The organism is Bradyrhizobium sp. 4, from assembly GCF_023100905.1.
Lineage (GTDB): Bacteria > Pseudomonadota > Alphaproteobacteria > Rhizobiales > Xanthobacteraceae > Bradyrhizobium.
This window is the reverse complement of the sequence record NZ_CP064686.1, coordinates 6,084,469-6,103,501: the sequence shown is the minus strand read 5'-3', so window position 1 is coordinate 6,103,501 and position 19,033 is coordinate 6,084,469. Positions and strand designations below refer to the sequence as shown.

The 19,033-nt window shown below is 64.5% G+C and carries 17 protein-coding genes; 7 read left to right on the top strand and 10 right to left on the bottom strand.

From position 1 onward, the window contains the following. Window positions 1-158: 158 nt before the first annotated feature. From IVB45_RS29160 to pqqA, 7 genes are all read right to left on the bottom strand, one after another. On the bottom strand, window positions 159-836 hold the full coding sequence (locus IVB45_RS29160) for a DUF4286 family protein (protein ID WP_247358476.1): 678 nt from the start codon (window positions 834-836) through the stop codon (window positions 159-161). A 12-nt stretch (window positions 837-848) separates the two neighbouring features. After that, window positions 849-1,835 (bottom strand): prolyl aminopeptidase, encoded by a 987-nt coding sequence (gene pip / locus IVB45_RS29155; RefSeq protein ID WP_247358478.1) that lies wholly within the window; start codon window positions 1,833-1,835, stop codon window positions 849-851. Next, complete coding sequence (pqqE, locus tag IVB45_RS29150) at window positions 1,825-3,024, bottom strand: pyrroloquinoline quinone biosynthesis protein PqqE (RefSeq protein ID WP_027570583.1); 1,200 nt, start codon at window positions 3,022-3,024, stop codon at window positions 1,825-1,827. The genes pip and pqqE overlap by 11 nt, the downstream gene beginning before the upstream one ends. Continuing rightward, a complete protein-coding gene (gene pqqD / locus IVB45_RS29145) occupies window positions 3,021-3,332 on the bottom strand; it encodes a pyrroloquinoline quinone biosynthesis peptide chaperone PqqD (protein WP_247358480.1) in 312 nt (103 codons plus the stop codon). The genes pqqE and pqqD overlap by 4 nt, the downstream gene beginning before the upstream one ends. Window positions 3,333-3,338: 6 nt before the next feature. Continuing rightward, complete coding sequence (pqqC, locus tag IVB45_RS29140) at window positions 3,339-4,130, bottom strand: pyrroloquinoline-quinone synthase PqqC (protein ID WP_027570584.1); 792 nt, start codon at window positions 4,128-4,130, stop codon at window positions 3,339-3,341. Then, on the bottom strand, window positions 4,127-5,056 hold the full coding sequence (gene pqqB, locus IVB45_RS29135) for a pyrroloquinoline quinone biosynthesis protein PqqB (protein ID WP_247358482.1): 930 nt from the start codon (window positions 5,054-5,056) through the stop codon (window positions 4,127-4,129). The genes pqqC and pqqB overlap by 4 nt, the downstream gene beginning before the upstream one ends. 118 nt (window positions 5,057-5,174) lie before the next feature. Then, on the bottom strand, window positions 5,175-5,255 hold the full coding sequence (gene pqqA / locus IVB45_RS29130) for a pyrroloquinoline quinone precursor peptide PqqA (protein ID WP_007595659.1): 81 nt from the start codon (window positions 5,253-5,255) through the stop codon (window positions 5,175-5,177). A 249-nt stretch (window positions 5,256-5,504) separates the two neighbouring features. Between pqqA and IVB45_RS29125 the strand changes: the two genes are divergently transcribed. From IVB45_RS29125 to tarD, 5 genes are all read left to right on the top strand, one after another. Further along, window positions 5,505-5,762 carry a hypothetical protein gene (locus IVB45_RS29125; RefSeq protein ID WP_007613759.1) on the top strand — a complete coding sequence of 86 codons (258 nt, stop codon included), beginning with the start codon at window positions 5,505-5,507 and terminating at the stop codon, window positions 5,760-5,762. 210 nt (window positions 5,763-5,972) lie between these two features. Further along, window positions 5,973-7,373, top strand: coding sequence for an amidase family protein (locus IVB45_RS29120; RefSeq protein WP_247358484.1), 1,401 nt, complete (start codon window positions 5,973-5,975; stop codon window positions 7,371-7,373). Window positions 7,374-7,375: 2 nt separating this feature from the next. Next, window positions 7,376-7,852, top strand: a complete 477-nt coding sequence (locus IVB45_RS29115) for a glutathione peroxidase (RefSeq protein WP_027519751.1) — start codon at window positions 7,376-7,378, stop codon at window positions 7,850-7,852. Continuing rightward, window positions 7,849-8,106 (top strand): DUF3297 family protein, encoded by a 258-nt coding sequence (locus tag IVB45_RS29110; protein ID WP_007613756.1) that lies wholly within the window; start codon window positions 7,849-7,851, stop codon window positions 8,104-8,106. The genes IVB45_RS29115 and IVB45_RS29110 overlap by 4 nt, the downstream gene beginning before the upstream one ends. Window positions 8,107-8,253: 147 nt before the next feature. Beyond that, a complete protein-coding gene (tarD, locus tag IVB45_RS29105; RefSeq protein WP_247358486.1) occupies window positions 8,254-9,423 on the top strand; it encodes a mandelate racemase/muconate lactonizing enzyme family protein in 1,170 nt (389 codons plus the stop codon). 167 nt (window positions 9,424-9,590) lie between these two features. Here the strand turns inward: tarD and IVB45_RS29100 are convergent, their stop codons facing one another. Beyond that, on the bottom strand, window positions 9,591-10,943 hold the full coding sequence (locus IVB45_RS29100; protein WP_027570588.1) for a malonyl-CoA decarboxylase: 1,353 nt from the start codon (window positions 10,941-10,943) through the stop codon (window positions 9,591-9,593). Between the two features lie 171 nt (window positions 10,944-11,114). After that, on the bottom strand, window positions 11,115-11,966 hold the full coding sequence (locus IVB45_RS29095; RefSeq protein WP_027570589.1) for a helix-turn-helix transcriptional regulator: 852 nt from the start codon (window positions 11,964-11,966) through the stop codon (window positions 11,115-11,117). Between the two features lie 59 nt (window positions 11,967-12,025). Between IVB45_RS29095 and IVB45_RS29090 the strand changes: the two genes are divergently transcribed. Both IVB45_RS29090 and IVB45_RS29085 read left to right on the top strand, forming a co-directional pair. Further along, window positions 12,026-13,198: an MFS transporter gene (locus IVB45_RS29090; protein WP_027519745.1), complete on the top strand. Its 1,173-nt coding sequence runs from the start codon at window positions 12,026-12,028 to the stop codon at window positions 13,196-13,198. A gap of 401 nt (window positions 13,199-13,599) precedes the next feature. Then, a complete protein-coding gene (locus IVB45_RS29085; RefSeq protein ID WP_247358487.1) occupies window positions 13,600-15,867 on the top strand; it encodes a cation:proton antiporter in 2,268 nt (755 codons plus the stop codon). On the opposite strand, the gene IVB45_RS29080 is transcribed toward IVB45_RS29085, so the two are convergent. Then, complete coding sequence (locus tag IVB45_RS29080) at window positions 15,864-19,022, bottom strand: multidrug efflux RND transporter permease subunit (protein WP_247358489.1); 3,159 nt, start codon at window positions 19,020-19,022, stop codon at window positions 15,864-15,866. The genes IVB45_RS29085 and IVB45_RS29080 overlap by 4 nt on opposite strands. Window positions 19,023-19,033 lie beyond the last annotated feature (11 nt).

The following is a 19,033-nucleotide window of genomic DNA, read 5'->3' as shown; positions in this document are numbered from 1 at the left end:
GGTTTCTGAATGACGTCATTGGGTTAGCTTATTAGAACCGTTCCGAAGTACAACGGCAAATTTCGCGCTTCCCCTCTTTCATGGGAGCCACGCGCACACAGCATTAACGGCCGCGCGCAGTATGTGGCGGTGCAACATGTTGCAATGCGTGCGACGGCTTAGTTGCGCGCGATGTCGCTCTTGGCGAGGTCCCACATCAGGCTGTAGGTGCCGACCGACACGGGAAGCGGGAATGGCGAGGCGGCAGGGCCGGTGAAGCGCGCGGCGATCACGGCCGAGACCGCGCCGACATGCGTGCCGTCGATCAGCACGAACCAGTCGCGCGCGCCTTCATTGCGTACTGCCGGAACATCCGCCGTTGCGCCCGACAATTCCGGCTCGCTCTCGAGCAGATGCATCGAGATGATACCGTCGTGCTTATCCGGCGCCAGCCGTTCTTGCAGTGCGTCACGCCACGCGGCTGCATTGTCCGGCGTCGGCCGCAGCCGCACGAGGCCGAGCGTCGCGCCGCGTCCGGTACCATTGCTGATCGTGATGCGGGCGACCACGCGCAGCATGTCCTTGAAATGCGCCATGCTCCGCCGCGACCATTCAGTCTGGTTAACGAGCTGCGCCCGGTAGGCGGGACTGTCGAGCACGTCGAGTGTCGCGGTCGAATACAGCGAGAGGTATTTGGGATTGGCGGCGCGCGCGACATAGCGCCGCGCCTCCAGAAAACCCTCGATCGCAACGCGCTCTTCCAGATGCTCGCGATCATACCAGCGATTGAAATCGGCTTCATCTGAAACGTCGATATTCATCGACGTCAGCAGCATGCCTTTACCTGCGAGTGGCATTTCCTTGTCCCGCTATCGCGAAATCTTCGAGGCGATATCCGCGATCGACTTCATGACCGCGTCCCGCACGCCGGCATCATAGAGCGAATGGCCGGCTTCTTCCACGACGCGAATCTCGGAACCTGGCCACGCTTTCGCGAGCGCCTGCGATGTCTCGGGAGGGCACAACAGATCGTAGCGGCCCTGGACGATGATGCCGGGGATGCCGTCGAGCTTGCCGGCGTTCCGCAACAACTGGTTCTCCGTCATGAAGCTGTCCTGGACGAAATAATGCGCCTCCATGAACGGCGTCGCCGGCAATGTGCGCCACACGTTCAGCGACGCCAGGTCGATCCGCGTCTTTGCCGCCTTGTGCTCCGACAGGGCGCGCTCGGTATCGTGCCAGGCGCGCGAGGCGGGGCCATGCACGGCCGGATCGGGATCGAGGATGCGGCGATAATAGGCCTCCACCGGCCGCGCGCGTTCCTCGACCGGCAGCACGCTGAGGAAATCCTCGTAGAGGGCGGGGTAGAATTGCGACAGGCGCGAGGTGAAGGCGATCTCGACTTCAGCACGCGTGCCGAGAAACGTCGCGCGGAGCGCAATCCCGGAGACGCGCGTAGGATGGGCCTGCGCATAAGCCAGCGCCAGCGTCGCGCCCCAGGAGCCGCCGACCACCATCCAGCGCGCGACCCCGAATTTCTCGCGGATCTGTTCCATGTCCGCGATCAGATGCTGCGTGGTGTTGTGTGCGCGCGATCCCTTCGGCCGGCTGCGGCCGCAGCCGCGCTGGTCGAACAGCACGGCATGGAAACGGTCGGGATCAAAGAGGCGGCGATGGTCGGGTTGGCAGCCGCTGCCGGGGCCGCCATGCAGATAGACCGCGGGGATTCCGTCGGTGCGGCCGACGCTCTCGACATAGAGCTCGTGGCCGTCGCCGACGTCGAGCATTTCGGAGGTCAGCGGCGCAAAGGGATCGGCGCGCTTGACTGAGCTGGCCGCGTCGGCGTCAGGCATCATTCCCGGATTCCAGAGTGCCGCCGGCGAAATTGCGATAGACGAAGCGGTTGGTTTCGCCCTCGGCCTCGCGCTCGGCCTGCTTGAAGATGGTCTCGTGCAGCGGCGACAGCGCACAGGCAGGATCGGTGTTGGCGGCGTCACCGGTCAGCGCAAAGGCCTGGCAGCGGCAGCCGCCGAAATCGACCTCGCGGAATTCGCAACTCTTGCACGGCTCCTTCATCCAGCCGGTGCCGCGATAGCGGTTGAAGGCCTCCGAGTTCTGCCAGATCCAGGCGATCGAATGGTTGGAGCGCACCGATTCGAAGTCAAGCCCGGTGATGCTCTCGGCGGCGTGGCAGGGCAGCACCTTGCCGGCCGGCGAAATGTTGAAGAACTGCCGGCCCCAGCCGCCCATGCACTTCTTCGGCCGCAGCGCGTAATAATCGGGCACCACATAGTCGATCGTCAGCCGGCCCTTCAGCCGCTCGCGCGCTTCTTCGACGATGCGGGTGCACTCGTCGAGCTGCGCCACCGTCGGCATCAAGGCGGCGCGGTTCTTCAGCGCCCAGCCGTAATATTGGACGTTGGCGACCTCGAGCCGGTCGGCGTCGAGATCGACCGACATCTGGATGATATCAGGCAGCTGATGCAGGTTCTGCCGGTGCATCACCGCATTCACGGTGAGCGGCAAATCGAGCTCGCGCGTCCATTTTGCGACTTCGAGCTTCTTGCGGTGCCCGTTTTTGTAACCGCCGACGCGATCGGCGAGGGCTTCTTCAACGCCCTGGAAGCTGATCTGGACATGGCAGAGCCCGGCATCGGCAAGCTCGCTCAGCCGCTCGCGCGACAGCAGCACCGCCGAGGTGATGAGGTTGGTGTAGAGGCCGACGTCGCTGGCATGCTTGACCAGCTCGACCAGGTCCTTGCGCGCCGTCGGCTCGCCGCCGGAGAAATGCACCTGGAGCACGCCGATCTCGGCGAGCTCGCTCAATACCTTCTTCCATTCCTCGGTGGTCAGCTCCTTGCCCGAGCGGTCGAGCTCGACCGGGTTGGAGCAATAGGGGCATTGCAGCGGGCAGCGATGGGTGATCTCGAGCAGCACGGCGAGCGGAATGCCAAACGTCTCCGCCGTCGAGCGGCTCTTCTCCAGCACCGCGAGGCTGTCGCTGGCGTCGGGCGGGATGGTGGGATTGCCGAGCACATCGCTCATGACGTCTTCTCCCGGGCCTCCGTGAGAAAGCCCTTGTCGGCGAGGTCCTGCAGCATGACGATGACGTCGGCCAGGATCGCCTCGCGCGGCGCGGCGTATTTTGCGGCGAGCTGGTCGGAAACCTCGCCGACATTGCGCTCGCCGTCGCAGAGCTGCAAGACCTCGACCGCGATCTCGTCCGGCGCCAGCACGCGTTCGGGCGCCAGGATCACCCAGACTTTTCGCGTTTCGTCATATTTCAGCTTGGCGTGCCTCGGCAGAACCGGCCGGCTGGTCTCGCTGACGCTGATGTTGCGCGGCCCGACCATTGTTCCTCAACTCGCTTTTTGGTGTTCTTGGGGCACGAACGCGCCCGGCGGAATGTGGCCCTCGACATAGGCGTGTTGGAGCGCGTCGAGCTGCACCCATAGCACGTTGGTCTTGAAGATCAGCGCGTTGCAGACCGACGCGCGTTGCTCGGGCGTAGTGGCATGCGCCTTGACATAGTCGAGCGCAAAGCCGGCGTCGCGCGGCGCCTGCGCCAGCCGGCGCTTGAAGTAGCTCATGATGTCAGGATTGACGAAGTCGTAGTGCTCCAGCATGCCGGAGATGCGCTCTTCGTGCAGGTTCGGCGCGAACAATTCGGTGAGCGAGGAGGCGATCGCCTCCAGCGGCGACTTCTCGCGGCAATAGTGCACATAGGCTTCCACCGCAAAGCGCGTCGCAGGCAGGATGCCTTCGGTCGATTCCACGTAAGCCGTGTCCAGCCCGAGGCCGTCGGTCAGCTTCAGCCAGCGCTCGATACCGCCTTCGGAGCCGATATCGCCGTCATGATCCTCGATGCGGTGGCGCCATTCCACGCGCGTGGCGCGGTCGCGGAAGCGCGAGATCACCACCGCGTCCTTGATCGGGATGGTGCTCTGGTAATAGTAGCGGTTCAGCGCCCAGGCCTGGACCTGGCCCTTGTTCAGCTTGCCGCCGTGCAGCATCTTATGGAACGGATGCAGGCTGTGATAGCGCGTCGCACCGATATGGCGCAGCGCCGCCTCCAGCTCCTCGGCGCTCGTGAGCCTGATGTCCTTGCCGACCGAGAGCGCGGTCATTCCACTCAGTGAGGCGGCATTCACAGCACGATCTCCGTTCCGTCAGCGGGTATCTGCCAGCCCGCCGCTTCAGCGGCCTTGCGCTCGGGGGAAGCGGGCAGCAGCGCCGGGTTCGAGTTATTGATATGCAGAAATATCTTCCTGTCGAGAGTGAGGTCGGCGAGCCGCGCGATGGCGCCGTGGTCGCCGGACATCGCGACATGGCCCATGCTCTTGCCGGTCTTGTGGCTGAGCCCGGCCTTGATCATCTCGTCGTCCTGCCACACCGTGCCGTCGAAGAACACCAGCGCGGCGCCGTCGATCTCGGCCTTGAGCGCGTCGGTGACCTTGGCGCAGGCGGCGATGAAGTAGAAGCATTTGCCGGTCGACTTATCGGTGATCTTCAGCCCCAGCGTATCGCCCTCGCCGGCGTCGCCGCCCGGATGCGCCTTGCCTTCCAGGTACCAGGCCGATTTGCCCGAGACCGCGAAGGGCAGAACCTCGATGCCTGAGCGCGCCCCGTCCGGCAGCCGCGGCTCGAACGGCTCGTTGATCTCGACCGGCTGGCGCTGCACGTTCTTCTCGTTCAGCACGTTGAAGATGCTGTTGGCCTTCAGGATCGCCAGCACCTTCTCATGCGCATAGACCGTGAAGGGCGAGCCCTCGCGCATCGACAGCAGGCCTGCCACCGCGTCCACTTCACTGTTGGTCAGGATCACGCCTGCGATCGGCGTATGGCGCAGCGCGCCTGCCTTCGGATGCAGCTGTGGCGTGGCATTCAGTTGCTGGCGGAGGTCGGGGGAGGCGTTGATCAAGAACCAGTGCTCGCCATCGCCACTGAAGGCGACCGAGGCTTGGGTCCGTTGCAGCTCTTGGCCGTTTTCACGGGCTGTCCGGCAGCCCTCGCAGCCGCAATTCCATTGCGGCACTCCGCCGCCGGCTGCGGCGCCCAGGACGACGACGCGAAGCATGATCCGTCTCCTGGAAGCAATGTCGCGAGGTGGACCTCAAGCAAACACAAATCCTGTCTTCCGGACATGCATCGTGACCGAAAGATCCACCTGCGCAGAACGCGAATTCACCAACCGCTTACTTGCGGGTGGCGCTCACATACATGTTGATTTCCATGCCACAGGGCACTTCGACGATCTTGGGGGCTTTCCAGGCCATTTCGGCTCTCCATTTTCGAGATTTCGGACGTATCCGCCCGGGGCTAAGTTACTGCGAGCACAAAAGTTCGCCAGTGAAATTTTCCCGAACAAGGGCATATTGCGCCGCGAGAAAAGCGCGGGGAACAGTACTTTCTGGTGATGCGGCCCTGCGCTTGGCGCATTCGGTCGCGAACCCTGTCCTGATAAAGCAGTTGTGAGTGCAGTGCAGCTTTCAATCCGGTACAGGCGACCCAACTGGAACTTCGTGATGCCCAGATATTTCTTCAACACCCGTATCGGCGACGAACTGATCGTGGATCCCGAGGGAGAGGATTTGCGCAATCCCGATCGTGCCTGGGAGGTCGCCCGCCAGATGATTCTGGAGGTGCTGAGATCGGAAGGCACCCAGCCGGCCCTGCTCGAGGCTGTCATCGAGGTCACCGACCGCGAAGGCGAGATCGTGCTCGAATTCCCCTTCACCGAGGCACTCCTGGACATCCCGGACCAGTCCGCGACGCGGCATTAGCCTCCGACGCTTTCTCCCCGTTATTGCGAGGAGCCCTTGCGACGAAGCAATCCAGACTGCTTCCGCGGAGGCAGTCTGGATTGCTTGGCTTCGCTTGCAATGACGGAGAATGAGGCGTCACCCGGCATCCCCCGCCCTTCGCCCCTGCGAAATCCGCATGGCTTTGCCGCGTTCCCGGGGCTAAAAGACGCCGGTTAAACGGAGCAAGCCATGCAAGATCTCTGGCGCCTGTCGGCGGCCGACCTCGCCAACCTCGTCAAAACCAAAAAGGTCTCCGCCAGGGAGGCCGCGCAGGCCGGCTTGGCCCGGCTCGACGCCGTCAATCCCAGCCTCAACGCCGTGATCGACCACCGCCCGGAGGACGTGCTCAAGCAGGCCGACGCCGTCGATGCCGCCATCGCCAGGGGTGGGGACCCCGGTGTGCTGGCCGGCGTGCCCGTCACCATCAAAGCCAATGTCGACCAGGCGGGCTTTGCCACCACCAACGGCCTGAAACTGCAGCGCGACCTGATCGCGCGCGAGGACAATCCGGTGGTCGCCAATTTCCGCAAAGCCGGCGCCGTTCTGCTTGGGCGCACCAATTGCCCGGCCTTCTCCTATCGCTGGTTCACCACCAACCTGGTCCACGGCGACACCAAGAACCCCCGCGATGCCTCGCTGACGCCGGGCGGCTCGTCCGGCGGCGCCGGCTCGGCGGTCGCGGCCGGCATCGGCCATATCGCCCACGGCACCGATATTGCCGGCTCGATCCGCTATCCCGCCTATGCCTGCGGCGTGCATGGTCTGCGCCCGACGCTCGGCCGCATCCCGGCCTTCAATCCGGCCCTGCCGGAGCGCCCGATCGGCCCGCAGATCATGGCGGTGTCGGGCCCACTGGCGCGCACCGTCAACGACATCAGGATTTCGCTCGCGGCGATGTCGGCCCGCGACATCCGCGATCCCTGGTTCGTGCCGGCACCGCTGGAAGGCCCGGCGCGGCCGAAGCGCGCCGCGCTGTGTCTTAATCCGGACGGCCTGGCCACCGCGCCCGAGGTGAAGGCTGCCGTCATCGACGCCGGCAAGCGGCTCGAGCGTGCCGGCTGGACCGTCGAGACAATCGAGGACACCCCGCCGATGCGCGAGGCCGTCGAGTGGCAGATCAAGCTCTGGCTGGGCGACGGCTACGAGGCGCAGTTGGAGATGGCCGAGCGTGAGGGCGATCCGGGCGCTCTGGCGTGCCTGCGCGGCAATCGCGCCAGGCTTACGCCGATGGACCAGGCAAATTACGCCAAGGCTTTGACCCGCCGCGCCACGCTGACCCGCGACTGGATGTTGTTCTTCGAGACCTATGCCGTGCTGCTGACGCCGGTCTCCGGCGAATTGCCGTTCCCCGATCATCTCGACCGCAAGGACGACGAGTCCTTCAAACGCGTCTGGGAAGCACAGCTGCCGCAGATCGCCATTCCCTTCATGGGCCTGCCGGGCCTCGTGGTCTCCACCGGCCTCGTCGGCAAGGCGCCCGTTGGCGTGCACATCGTGTCCGGCCGCTATCGCGAGGATCTCTGTCTCCTTGCCGGCGAAGCGATCGAGGCGGGCGGCGTGCCGCCGTCGCCGATCGATCCCGTGGGTTAGCGATGTCGGTGATCTACGACTTCAAGGCCAACTCGCTTCTCGGCGAAGAAGTGCCCATGCGCAGCTTCGAGGGGCAGGTGCTGCTGATCGTCAACACCGCGAGCAAATGCGGCTTCACGCCGCAATATCGCGGGCTGGAGGATCTGCATCGCGATCTCAATCCGCGCGGCTTCTCGGTGCTCGGCTTTCCCTGTAACCAGTTCGGTGCGCAGGAGCCTGGACCGGCGAGCGAGATCCAGGCGTTCTGCTCGACCAATTACGACGTCACCTTCCCCCTGTTCGAGAAGATCGACGTCAACGGCAGCAATGCGCATCCGTTGTATGAGTACCTGAAACGCCAGCAATCCGGCCTGCTGGGCGCCTCCATCAAATGGAATTTCACCAAATTCCTGGTGGATCGCGCCGGCAAGGTAGTTTCGCGCTATGCGCCGACCGCGCGGCCCGAAGGATTGCGGCAGCAAATCGAGACCCTGTTATGAGCGAGACAATCATGAGCGACGAATTCCCGGACCGCCTCTCGGTCGATCCGAACAGCCCCTTTTACAATGCGGACATCCTGGCGCGCGACGTCGGCATCCGCTTCAAGGGTGTCGAGAAGACCAATGTCGAAGAATATTGCATCAGCGAAGGCTGGGTTCGCGTCACCGCAGGCAACGCCAAGGACCGCCACGGCAACCCGCTGACCATCAAGGTGCACGGCCCGGTCGAGCCGTATTTCAGGGATAAGAAGTAGGAGCGCGCGCTCTCCACCCGTCATCGAGCGCGCTCTCTCCTTGTCATTGCGAGCGTAGCGAAGCAATCCAGGATCTTTCCGCGAAGGCAGTCTGGATTGCTTCGTCGCAAGAGCTCCTCGCAATGACGAAAGTGAAAGGCCAACCCCATGTCCGTCCGCATCGTCGACGTCCGCGAGATCACGAAACCGATCTCTTCGCCGATCCGCAACGCCTATATCGATTTCACCAAGATGACGACGAGCCTGGTTGCCGTCGTCACCGACGTCGTCCGCGACGGCAAGCGCGTCGTCGGCTACGGCTTCAACTCCAACGGCCGTTACGGGCAGGGCGGCCTGATCCGCGAGCGCTTTGCCGCACGCATCCTGGAGGCCGACCCGAAATCGCTGCTGAACGCTTCCGGCGACAATCTCGACCCCGACAAGGTCTGGGGCGCGATGATGACCAACGAGAAGCCGGGCGGTCACGGCGAGCGCTCCGTCGCGGTCGGCACTATCGACATGGCGGTGTGGGATGCGGTGGCGAAGATCGCGGGCCAACCGCTGTTCCGCCTGCTCGCCGAGCGTCATGGCGTCAAAGCCAATCCGCGCGTGTTCGTCTACGCCGCGGGCGGCTATTACTATCCCGGCAAGGACCTCTCGATGCTGCGCGGCGAGATGCGCGGCTATCTCGATCGCGGCTACAACGTCGTGAAGATGAAGATCGGCGGCGCCGATATCGAGGACGATCGCGCCCGCATCGAGGCGGTGCTGAAGGAGATCGGGAAGGACGCGCAGCTCGCCGTGGACGCCAACGGCCGCTTCGATCTCGAGACCGGGATCGCCTATGCCAAGATGCTGCGGGATTATCCTCTGTTCTGGTACGAGGAAGTCGGCGATCCCCTCGACTACGCGCTGCAGGCAGCCCTCGCCGAATTCTATCCGGGCCCGATGGCAACGGGCGAAAACCTGTTCAGCCACCAGGACGCCCGCAATCTGATCCGCTACGGCGGCATGCGGCCCGACCGCGACTGGCTGCAATTCGACTGCGCGCTGTCCTACGGCCTGTGCGAATACCAGCGCACGCTGGAGGTGCTGAAAACTCATGGCTGGTCGCCCAGCCGCTGCATCCCCCACGGCGGCCACCAGATGTCGCTCAACATCGCAGCCGGCTTGGGCCTCGGCGGCAACGAGAGCTACCCCGACCTGTTCCAGCCCTATGGCGGCTTCCCCGACGGCGTCCGCGTCGAGAACGGCCACATCACCATGCCCGACCTGCCGGGCATCGGCTTCGAGGGCAAATCGGATCTCTACAAGGAAATGAAGGCGCTGGCGGAGTAGGAGGCATGTTAGGGGCGACGGCCGCGCTAATTATTCGGTGTCGTCCCGGCGAAGGCCGGGACCCATAACCCCAGGGAGAGGTTATGGAGGGAGTTGGCAACTGCGGGTCTTCATCAAACTGTCTTTGGTGGTTATGGGTCCCGGCCTTCGCCGGGACGACAGCATCGCTACGACAGCCGCATATCCAGCAGCCGCCGTCCTTCGCCCTTCAAGAGCTTCTTCACCGCGCTCGAGGCCACGACCTCGCCGTCATTGGCGTAGGCTTCGTGGTTCTTCTCGATGTCGTCGAGGCGGTAGAGGTAGTTGACCATCACGCCGGCGGACTCGCGCACGCCCTTGGGCGAGAGATCGCCTAACCAGTTGATGCGCTCGAGGCGGGCGCCGTTGCCGAGATGGAAGCGGGCGACGGAGTCGATCAGCTTGCCTTTCGGCGTGCGCGCCTTGAGGAAGTAGTGCGCCGCGAGCGGTTCGATCACGCCACGCAGCAGCGTGGTCGTCTCGGGGTTCTCGAACCATTTTGGATCGTCGAGGCGCTTCAGCACTTCGCGGTCCTCGTCCGACAGCGGCAAATCCTTGTCCTGCTTCACCCATGGCATGAAGCCCGGCACCGGCGACAGCGTCACGAAATTGTCGAGCTTGGGCAATTCGCGGCGCAGCTCCTCCACCACCTGCTTGATCAGGAAGCTGCCGAACGAGATGCCGCCGAGACCGCGCTGGGTGTTGGAGATCGAGTAGAACACGGCGGTGCGGGCGCGCTCGATCGGGACGGAGGGGCGATCGACGGCGAGCAGCGGCGCGATCGCGCCGGGGATCGTCTCCGTCAGCGCGACCTCGACGAAGATCAGGGGCTCGTCCACCATTGCGGGATGGAAGAAGGCGTAGCAGCGGCGGTCGACCGGATCGATGCGGCGGCGCAGATCGTCCCAGTCGCTGATCTCGTGCACGGCCTCGTAACGGATGATCTTTTCGAGGATGTTGGCCGGGGTCGACCAGTCGATCCTGCGCAGCACGAGAAACCCCCTGTTGAACCATGACGAGAGAAGATGCGAAACGTCGCGATCGAGTGCGGCGAGATCGGTGTGCCCGTTCCTCATGTCGAGCAGGTCGGCGCGCATCTTGACGAGATCCCCAGTGCCGCCGGGCGCGCGGTTGAGGCGGCGGATCAGCTCCTGCCGGCGCGGCTCGGAGGCGAAATGAAGCGCGCTGGCATCCTCGTCGGCCGGCTTGGCACGCCATGTCTCGATCGCCTTGGACAGGCGTTCCCGATCCGGGCCGAAATCGCGCACCAGGGCTTCGAAGAAAGCGCGACGTCCCGCCGCATCCAGCTCCTGGTAGATGTCGAGCACCTCACGCGCCATCGCCGTGCCCGACGCTTCGCCCCGGCCCGACAGCAGCGCGCCACAGAGCTCGATGAGCCCGTCGGCGTCTGGCTTGGTGTCGGCAGAATCCCCGCGGCGAAGCAGCGTGCGGCCGCGCTCGGAGATGGTGGTGAGCAAGTCGGAGAAGAAGGCGTTGGCCATCGGGGCTTTCGTGTCGGGTTTGTGCGGTGCGGGAATCTTACACGGGATTTGGGCGGAAGCCGATCACAATCAAGCGGGGGAATTTGGCAAGTTTAGTGGTGCCATGCGTCTCCAGGAAAGGTGTCATGCCCCGCGCAGGCGGGGCATCCAGTACGCCGCAGCTTTTCGGTTCTAGCCGCGCCGTCCCGGAGTACTGGATCGCCCGGTCAAGCCGGGCGATGACACCGAGTGTGTAGCAAACTCCGTCGGGGTCCGCCCCGTCACCTGACGGAACGCTGCGGAAAACGCAGGCACGCTGGCATAGCCGAGCTGGGTCGCGAGCTGCTTCACCGACACATTGGCATCGGTCGACAGCCGCTGGATCGCCGCCGCAATTCTTGCGCGCTGGCACCAGCTCTTGAAGCTCAGCTGCGTCTCTGTCGAAAACAGCCGCGACAGCGTGCGCGCGGAGGTTCCGACCTCGCGCGCCAGCGCGTCGATGTCGTGCAGGCCGGTGGGATCGTCGAGCACGATCATGGCCGCGCGCCGGCAGCGCGGCTCGTGTGGCAGCGGCACGAAGGTCGCGGAATCCTCGGCCTGGACCAGTTCCAGCATCACCAGCCGAACCAGCAGATCGGTCCGCTCCTCGGTATTGCGCGCATCGAACAGCGCGAGGATCGCCTGGTTCAGCAGCGGCGACACCCGCACCACGAATTCCCTAGTCAGTCCCTCATGGCGCTGCTCGCGCTTCAGCCAGGCGAGGTCGAAATAGAGCGTCCGCATCTCGATGTCGGCCAGCAGATCGATGGCGTGCTGGAGCCCGGCCGGCACCCACACCGCGCGGTCCGGCGGCACCAGCCAACGGCCCCCGGGCGTCGTCACCTGCATGGTGCCCCTGGCGGCATAGATCAGCTGCGCCTCGCGGTGCAAATGCGGATCAATCCGCATGCCCTTGGGATAGTCGCGCGCGACCAGATGCACGCCCGCGGGCGAGCGATGATTGCTCCGGACCGCCCGGAGGATTGGCGTCTCGACGACAGTCATTGGCAGCATCCCGTCATGCCCAAGACATATAACTCATTTCGGAGCAGGAGAGGATTCCCATGAACAGCCCCAGCCGGGTGATCAGTTTCGTCAACGCGGGCCATTTCATCGATCATTACGCGATGCTGATTTTCGCCGCCGCAGTGATCATCATGGGACCGGCGCTCGGCATGGCCTATTCGGAGCTCTTGCCTTATGCGACGCCGGGCTTCGTCGCCTTTGGCGCTGGGTCGCTGCTCACCGGCTGGCTCGGGGACCGCTGGAGCCGCCGCCACATGATGCTGATCTTCTTCGTCGGCATCGGCGCCTCCATGATCTCGGTCGGCTTCGTGCAGACCCCGGCGCAGCTCGGCGCGGCGCTGTTCGCGATCGGCATTTTTGCCTCGATCTATCATCCCGTCGGCACTGCCATGATCGTCTCCTACGCTGACAGGCTCGGCCGCGAGATGGGCATCAACGGCGTCTGGGGCAATCTCGGCGTCGCATCGTCGGCGCTGGTCACCGGCGTGATCGGCCAGTATCTCGGCTGGCGCTTCGCCTTCATCGTCCCGGGCATCGTCACCATCCTGATCGGCATCGCGTTTGCGATGATGGTCGTGCACGAGGACCGCAAGGGTTCGAAACAGGCGGCGGCGCAGGCGCGCGTCGCCAAGCAGGACATGTGGCGCGTGATCCTGTCGCTGCTGATCGTGGTGATCGCGATCTCGACGACCTTCAATGCCGTCACCGTCGCGCTGCCAAAGCTGTTCGCCGAGCGGCTCGCCGATCTCACCAAAAGCCCGGCGCTGCTCGGCGTCATCGCGGCCTGCGTCTACGTGTTCGGCGCAATGACGCAGTACACGATCGGCCGGCTGCTCGACCGCTATTCGCTGAAGACGGTGGCGCTGCCGCTGTCCTTCATGCTGGCGCCGTTTTTGTATCTGGCCGCGAGCCTGTCCAATTTGCCGCTGATCCTGGTCTCGATCGGCATCGTCATGGGTGCGTTCGGGCAGGTCACGGTCAACGACGCCATGGTCGGCAAATACACCAGCGAGGAATGGCGCTCGCGCGCCTATGCCGTGCGCTATTTCATCGGCTTCACCGCCGCCGGCGCCTCCGTCGGCCTGGTCGCCTGGCTCTACGAGCAGGGCGGCTTCGTCACCATGCTGCACGCCTTCGCCGCCCTCTGCCTGCTCGCGATCGCAGCGGCGATCATTCTCCCGCGCGAGATCAGGACACCGCAGGCGGTGTGAGGGATCGGCGTGAGGCGCGCGGCTGCCTCCACGTCGTCATTGCGAGCGCAGCGAAGCAATCCAGAATCTTTCCGCGGCGGCAGTCTGGATTGCTTCGCTGCGCTCGCAATGACGGGGGATGAGGAGGCACCCTGCGCAGACCACTCATGATGCCATCATGCCAGTGTTTTGCCCGACGGAGCAATCAGTTTTCGGCAAAGACGAAATATGATTTCGGCGCACACAAAATTTTCTTCAGCCTTTTCAACCTCATCTCTACTGTGCATGGGGTTGTTTTAGCGTTTTTTTGTGTTGCCCCCTAACCCCCCCTGCAAGCGACAGGAACCCGCTGCGCCCACCGCGGGTTCTATCCCCGTCATCCCGGCACCTCGCCGGGGCAGATGAAGGGGGAAAATTCCTGCATGCAGTGGAGCCTGCTCCGACCGGTCGGCCTTGTCGCCGCGGCTCTCGTCCTCACCACCGTTGCGGCCAGTGCCGAGGGCGGCAAATCGGCCGGTCCGTCCGAATTCCTGCTGGTGGCGCAGATCGTGCTGTTGATCGCGGTCGGCCGCGGTCTCGGCGAGATCATGCAGCGCCTCGGCCAGCCCTCGGTGATCGGCGAATTGCTCGCCGGCATCCTGCTGGGGCCGTCGCTGTTCGGTTGGGTCTGGCCTGACGCACAGCACGCGATCTTCCCCAAAACGCCCGAGCAGAAAGCGATGATCGACGGCATCGCGCAGTTCGGCATCCTGCTTCTGCTGCTGCTGACCGGCATGGAGACCGACCTCAAGCTGGTCAGGAAGGTCGGCAAGGCCGCGATCGCGATCTCGATCGCCGGCATCCTCGTGCCCTTCGCCTGCGGCTTCGCGCTCGGTGAATTTCTGCCGGACGCGCTGTTGCCGAATCCGCAAGCCCGCCTGGTTGCGTCGCTGTTCATGGGCACGGCGCTGTCGATCTCCTCGGTGAAGATCGTCGCGGTGGTGGTGCGCGAGATGAATTTCATGCGCCGCAATGTCGGCCAGATCATCGTCGCCACCGCCGTCATCGACGACACCATCGGCTGGATCATCATCGCCGTCATCTTCAGCCTGGCCTCGCACGGCACGCTGGATATCGCCTCGGTGGCGAAAGCCGTGCTGGGCACGCTGGCCTTCCTCGCCATCAGCTTCACCATCGGTCGCCGCCTCGTGTTCCAGCTCATTCGATGGGCCAACGATAATCTCGTCAGCACCGCCCCGGTCATCACGGTGATCCTGCTGCTGATGTGCGCCATGGCGCTGATCACCCATCTGATCGGCGTCCACACCGTGCTCGGTGCCTTCGTCGCCGGCATTCTGGTCGGGGAGTCCCCGATCCTGACGCGGCAGATCGACGAGCGCCTGCGCGGGTTGATCTCGAGCTTCTTCATGCCGGTGTTCTTCGGTCTGGCCGGCTTGAGCGCCGACCTCACAGTGCTGCGCGATCCCGATCTGCTGATGCTCACCGGCCTGCTGGTCGTGATCGCCAGCGTCGGCAAGTTCGGCGGCGCCTTCGTCGGCGGAACCGTGGGCGGGTTGAACACACGGGAGTCGCTGGCGCTCGCAAGCGGGATGAACGCGCGCGGCTCGACCGAAGTGATCATCGCCACCATCGGTCTTTCGATCGGCGTGCTCAGCCAGAATCTTTTCACGATGATCGTCACCATGGCGATCGTGACCACGATGGCCATGCCGCCGATGCTGCGCGCGGCGCTAGCAAAGCTGCCGATGAACAAGGAGGAGCAAGAGCGCCTGGAACGCGAAGAGTTCGAGAGGCGCGGCTTCGTCGCCAACCTCGAACGTCCGTTGCTCGCAGTGGACGAAAGCGTCAACGCCACCTTCGCCGCCCACATCGCCGGCCTGATCGCCGGCATGCGCGGCCTGCCGATCACCGTGCTGCACATCGGCAAGCGCGCCAAGGATCAGGAGAAGGGTCGCGACGAAGAGGAAAGCCCCGAAACCGTGGTGAAGAAAGCCGCTGAGGCGGTATCGGCCCATGGCGATGGCGACGCCGGCAGCGTCGACGTCGTCACCCGGGCAAGGCGTGCGGAGCTCGGCGAGTCCATTGCCGACGAAGCGCGCAAGGGCTTCGATCTCCTTGTCGTCGGCACCGACAAGGTCGCAGCCACCAAGGATCGATTCGACCGCAAGATCGAGGGCATTGCAGCGAAGTTCGAAGGACCGCTCGCGATCGTGGCGGCCAAGGGCAAGCACCTGAAGCAGCCGACGCCCGAGGCGCTCAACATCCTCGTTCCGGTCTCCGGCAGCGGCGTCTCCAAGCGCGGCGCCGAGGTCGCGGTCGCGCTGGCGCAGGCGGGATCAGGCTCGCTCCGGGTGATCTATGTCGCGACGACGCGCGACAAGGGCGCGCAACGCGGCGCCTCTCGTGGTCTGAGCCACGAGGCCGGCATCCTGAAGGACGCCAGCGATCTCGCCGCCCGCTACGACGTCGACATCACCACGACCTTGCGCGCGAACCGGGCGCCTGAAGCGGCGATCCTGCGCGAGATCGAGACCACCGACGTCGATCTCGTGGTGATGGGCGTCGATCGCATCCAGGCCGACCATCTCTCCTTCGGCGGCGTCGCCGACGCCGTGCTCAGGCAGGCGAAGGTCTCGGTGCTGCTGGTCTCGAGCGGCGAGGCGCGGCAGGTCCCTGCGGAGAAGGCCTAGGACTTCACCTCGGCCACCGCCACCGCCTTCGGGGTTTTCTTCGACGCACGCCAGTTCTCGAAGCGCTGCACCACCACGAAGAACGCCGGCACGAACAGCACCGCGAGGCAGGTCGAGGCCAGCATGCCCGAGAACACGGTGATGCCGATCGACTTCCGCGCGCTGGCGCCGGCGCCGGTCGCGATCACCAGCGGCACCACGCCGAGGATGAAGGCGAACGACGTCATCAGGATCGGGCGGAAGCGGGCGCGCGCGGCTTCAATCGCGGATTCCAGCACCGGCTTGCCGTCGCGGCCGTGCAGCTCGAGCCCGACCTCGACGATCAGGATGGCGTTCTTGGCCGACAGCGCGATCAAGAGGATCAGGCCGATCTGGCAATAGAGATTGTTGTCGATCTTCAGGGCATTGAGGATCAGCATCGGTCCGAGCAACGACAGCGGCACCGCCAGGATCACCGAGATCGGTGCGTACCAGCTCTCGTACTGGCCGGCGAGCACGAGATAGACCAGCAGCATGGCGAGCCCGAACACCCAGTAGATCTGGTTGGAGACGGCCTTCTCCTGATAGGACATCGCGGTCCATTCGAAGCCGGTGCCCGGCGGCAGCGTCTTGTCCGCGATTTCCTCCATCAGCTTCAGCGACTGGCCCGAAGAGTAGCCCTGCGCGGGCAGGCCGATCACGGTCGACGACGGATAGAGATTGTAAAGGCTGATCAGCGAGGGGCCGGTGGCCGGCGTGATCGTGGCGACGGTGCCGATCGGAATCATGTCGCCGTTCGAGTTGCGCACCATCATGTTGGCGATGTCGCGCTCGGTGACGCGGAAGGCGGGATCGGCTTGGGTGTAGACCTGGAACACGCGGCCGAACTTGTTGAACTGGTTGACATAGGACGAGCCGAGGTAGGTCGACAGCGCGGCGAACACCTGGTCGGTCGTGACGTGCAGGGTCTGGGTCTTGATGCGGTCGATCTCGACGTTGAACTGCGGCACCGACGAGCGGAACGAGGATTGCACGCGCTGGAGCGCGCTCTGGCTCTGGCCATTGCTGACCATCGCGCCCGTGATGGCCTGGAGCTTGGCGAAATCGCTGTTGCCGTCGCGCAGTTCGACCTGCATCGAGAAACCGGCGGCGTTGCCGATGCCCTGGATCGGCGGCGGCGGCAGCACCAGCGTGCGCGCCTCCATGATGACCGCGAGCTTGTCGTTCAGCCCGTAGACCAGCGAGCGCAGATCTTCGCCCGGTCCTTTGCGCGCGTCCCAGTCCTTCAGGATGATGTAGGCGACGCCGGCATTGGCAAGGCTGGCGCTGTTGTCGAGCGCGGAGATGCCGGCGATGGTGATGACCTGCTGGACTCCAGGCGTGTCCTTGATCAGCTTGCTCGCTCTGTCGAGCACCTTCTGAGTCCGCTCCAGCGCGGCACCGTCGGGCAGTTGCACGGCGGCGATCAGGTAGCCCTGGTCCTCGATCGGCAGGAATCCGGTCGGCACCCGGGACAGGCCATAGCCGCCGATCCCGATCAGCACCAGCGCGAATGCGACCGAGATCGTGCTGTTCCTGCACAGCACGCCGATCAGCCGGATGTAGCCGCGCTCGACGCGGTTGTAGACCGCGTTGAAGCCGCGATAGAAGAAGTTGCGCTGCTCCGGCGGCACCGTCGGCCGCAGCCACAGTGCGCATTGCGTCGGCTTCAGCGTCGCCGCGTTGATGGCGGACAGAAGCGCGGTCGCGGCGATCACCAGTGCGAATTGCGAATAGATGCGGCCGGTGAGCCCGGCGAGGAACGAGGCCGGCAGAAACACCGAGATCAGCACGAGCGTGATGCCGACGATCGGCGCGAACAGCTGGTCCATCGCCTTGATCGCGGCGTCGTGGCCGTTCATGCCCTGCTCGATGTTGTGAGCCGCGCCTTCGACCACGACGATGGCGTCGTCGACGACGATGCCGATCGCCAGCACGATCGCGAACAAAGTCGACATGTTGATGGTGAAGCCGAGCGCCGCCATGGCGGCGAAGGCGCCGATGATGGTCACCGGCACCGTGGTCGCCGGCACCAGCATCGCGCGCCAGTCCTGCAGGAAAACCAGGATGACGACCAGCACCAGCAGGCCGGCCTCGATCAGCGTCATGTAGACCTCGTGCACCGAGGCCTGCACGAATTTGGTGGTGTCGAACGGCGTGTCGTATTTCATCCCTTGCGGGAAGGCCTTTGCAAGCTCCGCCATCTTCTTCTCGACGGCCTGCTCGACCTGGAGAGCATTGGCGCCTGGCGACTGGAACACGCCGATGCCGGTGGCCGGCTGCTTGTTCAGGGAGAAGATCTGGCTGTAGGTCTGCGCGCCCAATTCGACCCAACCGACGTCGCGCACCCGCGTGACGTCGCCGTTGGTGCCCGATTTGACGATGATGTTCTCGAACTCGGTGGTGTCGTCGAGCCTGCCGTTGACGTTCAGTGTATACTGAAACGCCTGGCCCGGCGGCGTCGGCGGCGCGCCGACCTGGCCGGCGGAGACCTGCTGGCTCTGCTGCTGGATCGCCTGGATGACGTCCTGCGGCACCAGGCCACGGACCTGCAGCTTGTTCGGATCGAGCCACACCCGCATCGAATACTGACCGGCACCGAACACGGTGACGTTGCCGACGCCGGGCAGGCGCGAGAGTTCGTCGCGGAGGTTGATGGTGGCGTAGTTGCTCAAATAAAGGCTGTCGAACGTCTTGTCGGGCGAGGTCAGCGTCACGAACAGCAGGATGGACGTCGACCGCTTCTGCACGGTGACGCCCTGGTTCTGCACCGACTGGGGCAGTTGCGACAGCGCGCTGGAGACGCGGTTCTGCACCAGCACCTGCGCGAAGTTGAGGTCGGTGCCGATCTTGAAGGTCACGGTCAGCGTATAGGTGCCGTCGGAGCCGCTGTAGGACTGCATGTAGAGCATATCCTCGACGCCGTTGACCTGTTGTTCGATCGGCAAGGCAACCGTGTCGATCACGGTTTTGGCGCTGGCGCCGGGATAGCGGGTCGTGACCTGCACCGTCGGCGGCACCACGTCGGGATATTGCGCGATCGCGAGGTTGAACAGCGCGACGCCGCCGATCAGGATCATCAGGAGTGCGATGACGTTCGAGAGGACCGGCCGCTCGATGAAAAACTTTGAGATCATGGCCGGCGCTC

Coding starts and splice junctions, on each gene's coding strand:
- IVB45_RS29160 (WP_247358476.1), bottom strand. CDS start 836: ATGCCACTCGCAGGTAAAGGCATGCTGCTGACGTCGATGAATATCGAC.
- pip (WP_247358478.1), bottom strand. CDS start 1,835: ATGATGCCTGACGCCGACGCGGCCAGCTCAGTCAAGCGCGCCGATCCC.
- pqqE (WP_027570583.1), bottom strand. CDS start 3,024: ATGAGCGATGTGCTCGGCAATCCCACCATCCCGCCCGACGCCAGCGAC.
- pqqD (WP_247358480.1), bottom strand. CDS start 3,332: ATGGTCGGGCCGCGCAACATCAGCGTCAGCGAGACCAGCCGGCCGGTT.
- pqqB (WP_247358482.1), bottom strand. CDS start 5,056: ATGCTTCGCGTCGTCGTCCTGGGCGCCGCAGCCGGCGGCGGAGTGCCG.
- pqqA (WP_007595659.1), bottom strand. CDS start 5,255: ATGGCCTGGAAAGCCCCCAAGATCGTCGAAGTGCCCTGTGGCATGGAA.
- IVB45_RS29125 (WP_007613759.1), top strand. CDS start 5,505: ATGCCCAGATATTTCTTCAACACCCGTATCGGCGACGAACTGATCGTG.
- IVB45_RS29120 (WP_247358484.1), top strand. CDS start 5,973: ATGCAAGATCTCTGGCGCCTGTCGGCGGCCGACCTCGCCAACCTCGTC.
- IVB45_RS29115 (WP_027519751.1), top strand. CDS start 7,376: ATGTCGGTGATCTACGACTTCAAGGCCAACTCGCTTCTCGGCGAAGAA.
- IVB45_RS29110 (WP_007613756.1), top strand. CDS start 7,849: ATGAGCGAGACAATCATGAGCGACGAATTCCCGGACCGCCTCTCGGTC.
- tarD (WP_247358486.1), top strand. CDS start 8,254: ATGTCCGTCCGCATCGTCGACGTCCGCGAGATCACGAAACCGATCTCT.
- IVB45_RS29100 (WP_027570588.1), bottom strand. CDS start 10,943: ATGGCCAACGCCTTCTTCTCCGACTTGCTCACCACCATCTCCGAGCGC.
- IVB45_RS29095 (WP_027570589.1), bottom strand. CDS start 11,966: ATGACTGTCGTCGAGACGCCAATCCTCCGGGCGGTCCGGAGCAATCAT.
- IVB45_RS29090 (WP_027519745.1), top strand. CDS start 12,026: ATGAACAGCCCCAGCCGGGTGATCAGTTTCGTCAACGCGGGCCATTTC.
- IVB45_RS29085 (WP_247358487.1), top strand. CDS start 13,600: ATGCAGTGGAGCCTGCTCCGACCGGTCGGCCTTGTCGCCGCGGCTCTC.
- IVB45_RS29080 (WP_247358489.1), bottom strand. CDS start 19,022: ATGATCTCAAAGTTTTTCATCGAGCGGCCGGTCCTCTCGAACGTCATC.